The organism is Undibacterium cyanobacteriorum (genome assembly GCF_031326225.1).
Lineage (GTDB): Bacteria > Pseudomonadota > Gammaproteobacteria > Burkholderiales > Burkholderiaceae_D > Undibacterium > Undibacterium cyanobacteriorum.
On sequence record NZ_CP133720.1, the window covers coordinates 2,253,502 to 2,266,371 of the forward strand.

At 47.5% G+C, this 12,870-nt stretch carries 11 protein-coding genes; 1 reads left to right on the forward strand and 10 read right to left on the reverse strand.

What is annotated here, in order from left to right; all coding sequences use genetic code 11:
* Positions 1 to 27: 27 nt before the first annotated feature.
* A complete protein-coding gene (locus RF679_RS09420) occupies positions 28 to 651 on the forward strand; it encodes a TetR/AcrR family transcriptional regulator (protein ID WP_309483948.1) in 624 nt (207 codons plus the stop codon).
* Between the two features lie 27 nt (positions 652 to 678).
* Here RF679_RS09420 and RF679_RS09425 read toward each other — a convergent pair whose 3' ends face one another.
* From RF679_RS09425 to RF679_RS09470, 10 genes are all read right to left on the reverse strand, one after another.
* Complete coding sequence (locus RF679_RS09425) at positions 679 to 2,928, reverse strand: bifunctional diguanylate cyclase/phosphodiesterase (protein WP_309483949.1); 2,250 nt, start codon at positions 2,926 to 2,928, stop codon at positions 679 to 681.
* 170 nt (positions 2,929 to 3,098) lie between these two features.
* Positions 3,099 to 4,763: a PhoH family protein gene (locus tag RF679_RS09430; protein ID WP_309483950.1), complete on the reverse strand. Its 1,665-nt coding sequence runs from the start codon at positions 4,761 to 4,763 to the stop codon at positions 3,099 to 3,101.
* Positions 4,764 to 4,956: 193 nt separating this feature from the next.
* Entirely contained in the window at positions 4,957 to 5,370 is a 414-nt protein-coding gene (locus RF679_RS09435) for a peroxiredoxin (RefSeq protein WP_373921765.1), read from the reverse strand.
* Between the two features lie 106 nt (positions 5,371 to 5,476).
* The gene (locus tag RF679_RS09440; RefSeq protein WP_309483952.1) at positions 5,477 to 6,415 is read right to left on the reverse strand and encodes a polysaccharide deacetylase family protein; all 939 of its coding nucleotides are present in this window, start codon (positions 6,413 to 6,415) and stop codon (positions 5,477 to 5,479) included.
* Between the two features lie 120 nt (positions 6,416 to 6,535).
* Complete coding sequence (locus tag RF679_RS09445; RefSeq protein WP_309483953.1) at positions 6,536 to 7,576, reverse strand: bifunctional UDP-4-keto-pentose/UDP-xylose synthase; 1,041 nt, start codon at positions 7,574 to 7,576, stop codon at positions 6,536 to 6,538.
* A gap of 138 nt (positions 7,577 to 7,714) precedes the next feature.
* Positions 7,715 to 8,635, reverse strand: coding sequence for a formyltransferase (locus RF679_RS09450; protein ID WP_309483954.1), 921 nt, complete (start codon positions 8,633 to 8,635; stop codon positions 7,715 to 7,717).
* The gene (locus RF679_RS09455; protein ID WP_309483955.1) at positions 8,628 to 9,611 is read right to left on the reverse strand and encodes a glycosyltransferase; all 984 of its coding nucleotides are present in this window, start codon (positions 9,609 to 9,611) and stop codon (positions 8,628 to 8,630) included. Before RF679_RS09455 ends, RF679_RS09450 begins: the two co-directional genes overlap by 8 nt.
* Before the next feature lie 11 nt (positions 9,612 to 9,622).
* The gene (locus RF679_RS09460) at positions 9,623 to 10,756 is read right to left on the reverse strand and encodes a DegT/DnrJ/EryC1/StrS family aminotransferase (protein ID WP_309483956.1); all 1,134 of its coding nucleotides are present in this window, start codon (positions 10,754 to 10,756) and stop codon (positions 9,623 to 9,625) included.
* Between the two features lie 31 nt (positions 10,757 to 10,787).
* Positions 10,788 to 12,494, reverse strand: a complete 1,707-nt coding sequence (locus RF679_RS09465) for a glycosyltransferase family 39 protein (protein ID WP_309483957.1) — start codon at positions 12,492 to 12,494, stop codon at positions 10,788 to 10,790.
* Complete coding sequence (locus tag RF679_RS09470; protein ID WP_309483958.1) at positions 12,491 to 12,868, reverse strand: Mth938-like domain-containing protein; 378 nt, start codon at positions 12,866 to 12,868, stop codon at positions 12,491 to 12,493. Before RF679_RS09470 ends, RF679_RS09465 begins: the two co-directional genes overlap by 4 nt.
* Between the last annotated feature and the right edge of the window lie 2 nt (positions 12,869 to 12,870).

The following is a 12,870-nucleotide window of genomic DNA, read 5'->3' on the forward strand; positions in this document are numbered from 1 at the left end:
GCTACTGATTAGTAGATATTAATACTTATGAGTATCTTTAGTAAACTAAATTTTAAAGATCAGGCTTTTCGGCTAAGAGAAGACGCGATTCTTGACGCAACTACAACAATCTTGGCGGGAAAAGGTTTTGATTTAATGACAATGGATGATGTCGCTAATCAAATCGGCATTTCCAAACCAAGTTTGTACAAGCACTTCAAGTCAAAGGAAGACCTCGTCGGCGCTGCCATGATCCGCTTGATTGACGGCGCCAGCGCCCAACTAGATTCATTTCCAGAGACATACTCTGCAAAGGAAAAGCTCTCCGCATTGTTGGAATGGGCTTTGCGAGTGAGACTAGGCGGTGGATTGCCATTTTTACCGTCAACGAGCAACGCCGTGCGCGAGATGTTGATGCGGAATTTGAAATATGTAGGGCGGGTGATTAAATTGAATGGTCAACTCGAAAAGTTGGTGATCAAGGCACAAAAAGATGGAGATCTCGATCCACAGCTTCATTCAGACGTAATCCTGTTTAGTTATTACGCTCGAAGTTGTGATCCTGCGGTAGATTATCTACAAAAGTTTAGCAAAATGGATGCCGACACCATTGTCGAAAATATGCTGAGAGTGTGTTTTCAAGGGCTAGAAAAAACAGCGGCAGGCGATTAGTAGCAGATGATCAGGAAATAATGCCTGCTAAGCCCTGAGGTACTTCCTCAAATCTGACTTGGTTTGAGGTTTGGCAAAGTAAAAGCCTTGTGCATATTTGCATCCGAAACTCAATAGAGCGTCAGCTTGTTCTTTCGTTTCTACACCTTCCGCAATGACCGCCAAGTTGAGGCTTTGACTGAGTTGGACGATCATTTTCGCGATGCTAGCTTCGCTGTGATTAGAAAAGATTTCGCTCACAAAGGCGCGATCAATTTTGAGTTTATCGACATTCAGTTTTTGAAGCTGGCTGAGTGAGGAAAAACCAGTGCCGAAATCATCAATGGAGATACGCACACCCATGCTCTTGATTTTCTGCAGCATACTGCATAGCATTTCGGGGTCGGTCATTGCCATGGATTCTGTAATCTCTAGCTCTAAACAATGAGGAGGAATGCGTGAGTCGCGTAGTGCGCGCTCTAGACTCTGCATAAATTGCGGGTGCGAAAACTGTGCTTGAGAGACGTTGACCGCAATTTGGAAGTCCTCAAAACCATTTTCTCTCAATTGCATCAATTCAAAACAGGCACTGCGCAGCACCCATTCTCCAATATTTACAATCAGACCGGAATATTCTGCAATAGGGATGAATTGATCTGGTGGGATGAATTGTCCATCTTCGGTGCGCCAACGTAACAAGGCCTCGGCACCGACGGTTCGACCTGTCATCATGTCGACTTGCGGCTGATACACGACAAACAGTCGTTCTCCTTCAAATGCAGCTCGCAAAGCATGCATCATACGAACCCGTTCGCGAATCTCGACACCCATATCCCTGGTAAAGTAGGAGTAGCCTGAACGGTTATGTGATTTCGCGCGTTTTAGTGCGATATTGGCGTCTTTCAAGGCTTCTGAACCACTCAATTCGTATTCGGAAAACTTGATTAATCCAAGGGTCGCAGACAGCTGAACATTTTGATGGTCAGCCACAAAAGGCTGTTCGAATAAACTAAGGATTAAGCTTGGGGAGACTAAATCCTCATGCCCCAGAATCGCGAAAATATCATTACCGATACGAGCGATTTGGCAGTTATCGCCGAAATAGTTACGCAGGCGTTTTCCGACAGAGCACAATAGAAAATCACCAAATTGATGCCCTAAAGCGTCATTAGTCTCCGCAAAGTGATCGATATCAACTAAGGCTAAGGCGCTGTCGGCTTTCTTCTCTGTGTGTAGTGTGTCGTGCAAAGTCTGCAGCAGATGAAGACGATTCGCGAGTCCCGTCAATGGATCAAAAAATGCGAGATTATGCATTCGCGACGTCAGAACGACATTATCTAAGCATACCGATACATTACTGCAGAACATATCCAGTAAGTGCCGATCGACGAGATCTGGTGGCAATGCGAAATCGAGATACATTGCCAAGCTTGCGCCGCCAATGTTGCTAAAGTAAAGTGCCGTGGCGTCCGCTTCAAAAACATTACGTCGCTCGAAAAGGGCTTTCTGAACGATTTTTTGGGTTGCTTTGTCCGCTACTAATACAAGTGGCCGCTCCAGCCAATCTTGATACTGAAGACTCCCAGCAACAACACGCAAACCTGTGATGATTTCATTAGCGTGAGCGAACTCTTCTTGAATTGGATGTGGAGTACAAACAAAGCACTCTCCATCATTATCAGCCAGTTCGACCACGTACTCGATGATGGTTTCAGAGAATCGCCGTAGATCTTTAAGCCCCATCAATTGAGCACTCGCCTTGATGATCAGCTCAAGTCCACGACGGCTAGCTGAGATCGCACAAATTTGTTCATACGAACGAACCGCTGAGGTGACCGTGGTATACAGTTTGGCTTGGGTTAGTTCTGTTTTATTCTTATAGTCGTTGATGTCGTAGTCGCGAATTGCATCCATCTCAGGAGCATATCCAGCTTGTCCAGTACGCAGGATGATACGGACATCTTTAAGTTCTAAGGTATTTCGGATATAGCTGACCAACTGCAAACCCGCGTTATCGTCATCCATTACAACGTCGAGCAAGATCACTGCGATACGTTTACTGTGCAACAGTACTTGGCGCGCTTCGGCGGTTGAATAGGCGTGTAGGAAATTGAGACTACGTCCTTGAATACGTAGACCTTGTAGTGCAAACATGGTAGCGGAATGGACATCAGGATCATCATCGATAATCAAGATATTCCAAGGGTTAGAAACTGCGAGTAGTTCGCCTTCAGGCACTGGTTTATCGTCTTCGACGAAAAACAGAGCGTCTTCTTGCGGATCCGCGATTTCGTTCATGTTGGCTATTTCGCTCGACAAGCGGCGAGCTTGGTAAAGTTGCTATAGAGAAGCTTATTGTAGTGGGTATTTCCTTCGATAAACTGTTTAGACGAAAAAAAGGCGCAAAAAGCGCCTTTTTTGTTGCTTAATGTCATCGAATTTCTATCGATGAACTCCTTGATGCATCGCTACAGAATGTCGCTTGCATGATCAGCCAAGCGCGAACGTTCGCCACGAGCCAAAGTCACGTGACCACTATGCGACCAGCCCTTGAATCGGTCGACCACATACGTTAGACCGCTTGATCCCTCGGTGAGGTAGGGAGTATCGATCTGTGCGATATTACCCAAGCAAACAATCTTGGTACCGGGGCCTGCACGGGTGACCAAAGTCTTCATTTGTTTTGGGGTCAAATTTTGCGCTTCATCGATGATGAGGAATTTATTGACGAAGGTGCGACCGCGCATGAAGTTGAGTGACTTGATCTTGATCTTAGAGCGAATCAAGTCTTGTGTGGCAGCGCGCCCCCAATCACCAGCATCGTTGTCTGACTTATTGAGTACTTCGAGATTGTCGTCGAAGGCGCCCATCCAAGGCGACATTTTTTCTTCCTCGGTCCCTGGTAAGAAGCCGATGTCTTCGCCCACTGGAACGGTGACCCGGGTGACAATGATCTCGTTATAGTTCTTAGTTTCAAGAACTTGTGCGAGTCCTGCCGCGAGCGCCAACAGTGTTTTGCCGGTACCAGCTTGTCCAAGCAGCGTGACGAAATCGCACTCTGGATCCATCAATAAATTCAAAGCAAAATTCTGCTCACGATTGCGTGAAGTCACACCCCATACGCTGTGCTTAGAATGGCCATAATCACGCAAGGTTTGCAGCACGGCAGTCTTACCGTTAATTTGTTTTACTTGACCGTAAAACGAAGCTTCACCGTTGTTCGGTTCGAGATACACAAATTGATTCACCAGCAAACTTGGGATCAAGGGGCCAGTGATGCGATAGAACGTGGTACTCAAACCATTGCGATTTTCCTGCCAAGTTTCGATGCCTTTGCCGTGCTTACTCCAGAAGTCGGCCGGCAATTGCAAAATGCCAGTGAAAAGCAAATCAGAATCTTCGAGTACGTGATCGTTGAAGTAATCTTCAGCAGGTAAGCCTAAAGCACGGGCTTTGATACGCATATTGATGTCTTTCGACACCAAGACGATAGGGCGCTTAGGGAATTCGTTTTCTAAAGCCCGAACCACGGCCAAAATTTGATTATCGGCTTTGCCTTGAGGGAGACCTTGTGGAAGGCTGGTATTTTGAAGTTTCGTTTGGAAGAACAAACGACCTCTTGCGTCCTTGTTACCGAGCTTGGAAAGTGGAATGCCTTTTTCGATCTCTTCGCTATCGATGTCGCCAACGAGTGCATCCAACGAGCGCGAAATCTGCCGCGCATTGCGGGCGACTTCCGACATGCCTTTCTTGTGATCATCGAGTTCTTCGAGCGTGATCATCGGTAAGTAGACATCATGCTCTTCAAAACGGAAGAGTGAGGTCGGGTCATGCATCAACACATTGGTATCCAGCACAAATACTTTGCTAACGCCTTTTTTGTCGGCGACTAAGCTAGCGACGGACTTCGCTGGATTAACTTTGGCTTTCGTTGTTTTTGCGATGGTTTCCTTCACTGGAGCAGGTTTCTTTTTAGCGGAAACAGCGGGGGCAGCAACGCTAGCGACAACTTTTGCTGTGGTGGATTTGGGTTCAGTTGTGGCGCGTGGAAGAGCCTTTCCTTTTTCTGCTTTTGGATAGTCTTTGGGAGACAATAAGGCCGCGGGTTTGGTCGGCATTTTTGGCAGTGGCATCAGAACCTCATCAAAAAGATGTTTATGAAAAACATAGGTGCTACATGGTTGGCAAGTGTTAGCAAAGATTGGCTAATGTTCACTCGAGAGAGCTTCACACCTTCAGGGACAAAAAAGTAAAAGCCGCTTAGGAAGATCACTCGATCTTCGTAAGCGGCCTTTTATTGTTCGTCGATGAATTCAATTATGTGTCTTAGCTGACAGAATCTAACACTGCTTGAGCGTGGTCTGGAACCTTCACTCCACGCCATTCTTTCACTAACATGCCAGATTCGTCAATAACAAACGTACTGCGTTCGATACCACGTACTTTTTTGCCATACATATTCTTCATTTTTATCACATTGAAGAGGTTGCAGAGCTGTTCGTCAGGATCGGTAATGAGTTCGAATGGGAGCCCCAATTTCGTCTTAAAACCCTCGTGGGACTTGAGGCTATCGCGGCTAATTCCAAATATCACAGTGTTTTTCGCGACGAATTGATCGTGCAGATCCCGAAATGCCATACTTTCTGCTGTGCAACCTGGAGTATTGTCTTTTGGATAGAAGTAAAGAACAATTTTCCTACCCGCGTAGTTCGCGAGGTCGAATTCACGCTCACCAGTCATCGCCGCACGGAAGTGAGGAACCTGGCAATTGATAGCACTTGGTACCGAAGTAGATGTTTCTGACACGCGTTTCTCCTGCAGATTGTGGGGTTTGAGGATGCTTGTTTCAGTTTAAAGCGATTAATTCTCCGGAACGGCCTGGCAACTCAGCCCAGTTAAGATCATGGATAGGTAATTCTTGGTCGCGCAATTGTGTGAAATACTGCCCCATAGAAACACACTGATACCCTTGTTCCGCCCAGCCGTTCAGCAATTCGATCAAGATGGGGGCGAGTTTCTGTCCTTCAAGCTCAGCGTGCATCGTAAACACATGATTTCTTGGTTCAGCTGTCAATTGCAACAAATGTTGCGCAATATTGCTTTCATCGATGACTTTCCCATCGATTTCAATGCCGAGCAACTCATCCAAAGTCGGCAAGGTGGTTGGCATCTGAATGCAGTCGTACACATGCCCCTGGTGACGTAAGCGGTAAGGACCAGCTAGAGGGTTGGCGAGACTTCCGTCAGGCTTAAGCATGGCACGGCCGTCAGAGGCGTATTGGATCTGGTAACGATCTAATTGTGCGAAGGCTTCAGGGTTCATTTGCCATCCCGCGGCACCATAGGTCTTGGGAGGTGCCCCAAAGATTTCCTGAAAACGTTCATAGGCCAAACCCATCTGTTTACGCGTCCATTGTTCGCCACGCTTGCGGACATTGTCCTGCCAAACCACGTGATCCCAGGTATGAATGCCACATTCAAAACCTGCACGTTTGGTGCTGCGCATTTCTTCGACACATAGCTTACCGATATCGGGGCCAGGTAGTAGAACGCCATACATCAAAGTCTTAAATCCGTAATGTTCTAGCACTGATGTGCGTGACACTTTACTGAAAAAGCCTGGGCGAAAAACGCGACGCATGGCCCAGCCAGTGTGATCTTTGCCGAGTGAAAATAGAAAAGTCGCATTGGCCTGATGTTGTTTAAGGATACGCACCAAATTCGGTACGCCTTCGCGCGTACCACGGTAAGTATCGACATCAATTTTTAAAACTATAGTTGGCATTGTCAGCTATATGTTTATGGGTTTTGAAAAAGCAAAAGCGGCCAAGCGTGGCCGCTACGATAGCGCAATACAATTGCGACGAGTTTTGAGCGTGCTCTATCTCGTCGCAGAGGGATCACCCTAGTCCATCAAGGCACGTGCTTGACTGACTTGGTCGCGATACGCATCAAAAATGTGACGCATCGCATCGCTCATTGTTGTGGTTGGCTTCCAACCGAGTTCCTCACAAGTATTTGTGATTTTGGGAACGCGATTTTTAACGTCTTGGTAGCCACCGCCGTAATAAGCCGCAGAAGTCGTTTCAGTCAACTGAACCTTTTTCGCAGATTCTGCATACTCTGGATACTCGGCAGCCAAACTCAACATCATTTGTGCCAGTTCACGGATAGAATGATTGTTGCTTGGATTGCCGATGTTATAGATCTTGCCCGAAGCAACGCCATTCTTGTTATCGATAATGCGGACCAATGCGTCGATACCGTCGTCGATATAGGTGAAAGCACGTTTCTGTGCACCACCGTCGACCAAGGAAATATTCTCACCACGAACGATATGACCAAAGAACTGCGTCACCACGCGTGAACTACCTTCTTTCGGTGTGTGGATAGAATCCAAGCCGGCGCCAATCCAGTTAAAAGGCCGGAACAAAGTAAAGTTCAAGCCTTCCATGCCATAGCCCCAGATCACACGATCCATCAATTGCTTAGCGCAAGAGTAGATCCAGCGTGGTTTGTTGATTGGGCCGCAGATCAATTCAGAATTTTCTGGATCGAATTCTTCGTCGTGGCACATGCCATACACTTCAGATGTCGATGGGAACACCAAATGTTTGCCGTATTTTGCAGCAGAACGCACGATAGGGAGGTTTGCTTCGAAGTCCAATTCAAACACGCGCAATGGTTGTTTCACGTAGGTTGAAGGTGTAGCGATCGCTACCAATGGCAAGATCACATCGCACTTTTTCACATGGTATTCAACCCATTCTTTGTTGATCGTGATGTCGCCTTCAAAGAAGTGCATACGTGGATGGTTGATCAAATCGCCCAAGCGTTCGGTTTGCATATCCATACCGTAGACTTCCCAATCCGTGGTTTCGAGAATGCGTTTAGAGAGGTGATGACCGATAAAACCATTCACGCCAAGGATAAGGACTTTTTTCATAGTATTTTCTCTTTGTAGATAGCTGAAGACTGTAAAGCAGCATCTAAGAATTAAGTGACTAACACACTAGATAATTCGCTCCGCTGATAAAGGCAGACCACTTTCGAGATTCTGGTCGAAGTACTCTCAGTGAGACGCTTACGAAGCGAAGTAAGATTTAATTTCTTCGATGCTTAATGTTTTGTTATTGTTCTGTAGCGCTAGGACACGAATGGCCTTGCCATCCCCACAGATTCCAAAAACGCTATTATCCACTACAGATATGCCTTGGGGCAAATTTGACGGCAATTTAGATGGATTTGTCGCATACAATCGTGCTTTTTCGATAATAAATCGCTGTCCGGCATGATCGAAAAAAGCACCAGGGTAGGGTGGAGCGACCGCGCGATGGAGGTTGTACACTTCGTTGGCAGGCTTGGACCAGTCGATGCGACCATCTTCTGGTTTGCGACCACCAAAATAGCTTCCCTTACTCAGGTCGTTTGGCGTACGTGTCGGAGAACCAGTAAGTATGCCAGGCAATGCTTGCCACAATACCTGCTCAGCTGCGACCGTCAACTTTCCAAAGACTTCGAAGGCAGTGTCATCCGGCAAAATGGGGACAGCAATTTGGCTGATGATCGCTCCCGCATCAGGTTTGACCGTCATTTCATGCAGTGTTGCGCCTGTCTCTGTTTCTCCGTGCAAGACCGCCCAATTGACTGGAACGCGACCACGATACTTTGGCAACAAGGAGCCATGCAAGTTGTACGCGCCGTGCTTCGCCACGCTTAAAATTTCTGCAGACAGCATGTTGCGATAATAAAAGCTAAAAAAGAAATCAGCGTCGATGGCGCGTAGTTGTTCAACGAATTCTGGCGTATTCGGGTTCTCTGGGGTGACACGAGGAATGCCATGCTCTTCGCACAAAGCGGCAACTGATTCAAACCAAATGCTCTCGTTGGGATTATCTTCGTGGCTAACGACGAGTTTAATGTCGACGCCCTGAGCCAAAAGGGATTTAATGCCGCGAACACCGACGCTATGGTAGGCGAAAACGACTGCGCTACGTTTATGCATGTTCAGTCATTTCCGAAGCTGCATTCGCAGTCGCATGCTTCTCTTCGAGTATGGTCTGGACCACGAAACGTGGACGACCTTGTACTTGCTGATAAATCCGTCCGACGTACTCGCCAAGTAAGCCAATACCAAACAAGATCACGCCCATCATGAAGAAGGCAATCGCGAACAAAGTGAACAAACCTTCCGCTTCTGCGCCCAAGAAAAAGCGGCGTATCAACAACAGCACCACGAGAGCGCCAGAGAGTCCGGAGATCGCCATACCTAGCATCGAAAAGATCTGCAAAGGCATGATGGAAAAGCCCGTCATCAAATCAAAATTCAGACGGATCAAGCTATAGAACGAATACTTCGATTCGCCAGCACTGCGTTCTTCGTGTTCGACTACGATTTCGGTAGGTTTGCGAGCAAAAGTGTAGGCAAGGGCTGGCACAAACGTGTTGACTTCTGAGCATTGATTGATCAAGTCAATAACGTTGCGACCGTAAGCACGCAGCATATTGCCTTGATCGGTAATTTTGATCCGCGTAATTTTTTCACGGATGCGGTTCATGGCCTTAGACAAGTAGGTACGCCACGCAGCATCTTGACGCTTACGACGAATCGAACCGACGTAGTCATAACCTTCATGCATCTTGTCGACTAATGCGCCAATTTCCTCTGGCGGGTTTTGCAAATCAGCATCCAAGGTCACCACGATATTGCCGCGACTCGCTTTAAAACCAGCCAAGATGGCCATATGCTGGCCGTAATTGCCGTTGAAAAGAACGACGCGTGTGACGTCTGGACGGGCGCGAAATTGGTCTGCCAAAATTTCAGCGGAACGGTCACGGCTTCCATCATTGACAAACACTACTTCGTAGCTAATCGAGCGCGCCGCTAATGCGTCGAGCGCAGGGTAAAGTCGCGTGAAGAGGTTATTGAGTCCGGCTTCTTCGTTGTAAACGGGAATGACGACAGAAAGTTCTGGTTGCATTTGAGTCTACGTTAAAAAGATGAAAGGCAGGATTTTACCTCAGCCACCACACGTTCAACATCGTTTTCTGTCATTGACGGGAACAATGGTAGGGTGACAATTTGCTTGCCTATACGTTCAGCAACTGGGAACATGCCTTCGGTGAAACCGCGTTGACGATACAAACTAAACAAGTGAATCGCACGATAGTGATAGCCAAGACCAATGCCGCGATCGAGCATTTTTTGCATGAAGCTCGCGCGTTCAACTCGTTCTGGTAGAACCACATGGAACATATGCCAGTTCGAGTTTTCAAAATCAGCTACCGGCAACTCCGCTCCAGTGTCCGCGTCGAATTGCTGGCCAAAACAGGTGAAGTAGTGGCGAGCGAGTGCAGCGCGTTTTTGGTTGAATTCCTCGAGGCGCTTCATCTGGCCGAGTCCAATTGCTGCCGCGATGTCCGTCATGTTGTACTTGCCACCGAGGACTTCTACATCAATACCATCAAGCCCAGACCGCACCACGCCTTGCAGGCGGTATTTTTCCGCGAGTTTGGCTTCCTCTTCGTTATTCAGGACCAAGCAACCGCCTTCGCCTGTCATGATGTTTTTATTGACTTGGAAGCTGAATGAGGCGAAATCGCCGAAGGCGCCGATACGCTTACCTTTCCATGTCGACCCAATTGCTTGCGCAGCATCTTCAACCACACGGAGTTGATGTTTTTGTGCCAGGGCATAGAGCTGATCCATATCGCATGGTAGACCGCACATATGCACTGGAATAATCGCTTTAGTTCTTGGTGTGATAGCTGCTTCCAATTTATTGAGATCAATATTATGTGTTTTAGGATCAATATCAACGAAGACTGGGGTTGCGCCAGTCTCGATCACGACGTTGGCGGTGGCCACCCAAGAGTTTGGCGTCGTGATGACCTCATCACCTTCACCAATGCCCGCGATACGCAAGGCGATTTCCATGGTGCAGGTGCCCGAATTGAAGGTGCGTACTGGACGCCCACCAAAATATTCGCTTAGCTGCGCTTCGAATTCCTTTACACGTGGACCGCTAGTCAACCAGCCTGAACGCAAGACATCTGCTACCGCACTGATGGTTTCTTCGTCGACAGTGGGCTTAGTAAATGGTAAAAAAGCCGGAGTTGCGCTCATAGTGATTTCTCGCTCACAGTAAATTGTTGAATCATTTTGTAGATACAGCATTCAAGTTGCTATTGCTATGGACCGGGAGCGCAATAATCACGCGCTTAGGATCTTCGCCAATAACACGCATGGGTACTGCTTGTGCTTGCAGATCTTGGTACACAGCTGGACTGAGGAAAGCCACTGCGGATTTGTTTTGCTCTGCCATGGCGCGCCACTTCAAAATGAAATCGCTGCGTTTAGGGATCCAAAGTTCAGGTTGAATACTCAATCCAAATTGCATTTCGTCTGGGTGCTCAACCAAGATGGTGGTACGTCGCAAATAGAATGGGAGTGATTGTTCATAGCGTCCAACCGCAAAAATCGGCGTATCACTTTTCAACTCAGCATTAATAGCCGGCAAATGATAGACGCCAGCGCTATATTTGCCCCATTGATCATGACCGATGAACACGACTTGTCCCGCTAGATACGCTGACAATGCAAGAACCAAAGTACTCGTGTCACGGCGCTTCGTCACTAACAGGAAGGCCACAATGCCACCGATCAATGCAATAACTGCTGCGGCGATTGCCCAAGGTTCCATCGCTACATAGAAATCATTCTCGTAAGCGTGCTTGGCTAAATTGGAGATCTTGGGTGCAAAAGCAAGGGATGCAGCTCCAATCAAGACCATTAATGCCGCATTCAAACGCAAATGGAGTACGCTTAATTTTTCCAAAGCGACCGCAATCAGCAAAGCCAGCGCTGGAAAGATCGGCAAGATGTAGGACGGCAGTTTTGAGCCGGAAATACTAAAGAAAAAGAAGATGAAAGCAGCCCATAAGATCAGCATTTTCTTCGGCTGAAATTTGCTATCTTCGGCTTTCAGGGCGTTGAACGCGCTTTGGAATAGTAAGCCGAGCCAAGGCACGATCCCAATAATAAGCAAAGGAACGAAGTAATACCAAGCGCCGCCGCGCTTGTGCACTGTGCTGGTAAAACGTTGAAAGTGCTCGTGGATAAAGAAGAAATGGGGGTGCTCAGGATTCGCCTGCCATACCAAAATAAACCAAGGGACAGTGATTGCAAAAAATAGGAGCAAACCCTTGCCCATATGGAGGCGTAGCCACAACCCGAAATCGCGCGTCCATAGGGTGTAAAGAACCAATACCGCACCAGGCAAAACAAAACCAATTAAGCCTTTTGACATGGTCGCCAAAGCCATACCTGCCCAGCACCACAGCATATAATTTCGCCGTTCTTGTTCACTAGCGCCATCGCGTTGGGCAATCAACAGACCACACAAAGCAATTGTCATCATGCCGGAGAGGCCCATATCGAGGGTGTTAATGTGACCCATGGCTGCCCAATAAAAGCTTGATCCTAGAATCAAGCTGGTGACAATCGCTACCCGACGTCCGTAAATCTTGAAGGCGGCGAGGGCGGTGAAAGCGATGCCGATTAAGCCGCACAGGCCGGTCCACAAGCGAGCTTGCCAATCTCCCAAACCAAACAAACTGAAAGTGATGGCATTCATCCAGTTTTGCAAAGGTGGTTTTTCGAAGTACTTAATGCCATTTAAACGCAAGGTGATCCAATCACCTGTGGCCACCATTTCACGGGCCATTTCAGCATAGCGACCTTCATCGGTGGGGACCAAGGTGCGAATACCGAGCATGTAAAACCAAACCGCTAAAAAGACTATGAGGACAGCCCACATCAAGCGTTTAGAGTCATAGGGAGAATTGCTGTGCAGATATGTCATTGCAGCTCCAATATCAACGCGAGGGCGACTTTGCGCCCTTCAGCCATCAGGATGTTGTAGGTTCGGCAGGCGGCTTGATTGTCCATGCATTCAACGCCTTTGTGTTGATGCGTCAAGCTCGTGATGAGTTTAGGATGAATAAATCGTTGCTTCTTGCCCGTTCCTAGAATCACAACATCAGGTTCCAAAGCCGCGATCGTTTCAAAATCCTCGGCAGCAAGCTTATCAAAGGATTTAACTGGCCACACTACGGGTGCCTGTTCAGGCAAGACTATTAAGCTATGGTCGTAACGAATCAGATTAAATTCGACGCCTGAATCATCGTAGGCGGTTACGGTTTGATACTGCTGTGTATTGGTCGAATGAAGTTTCATTA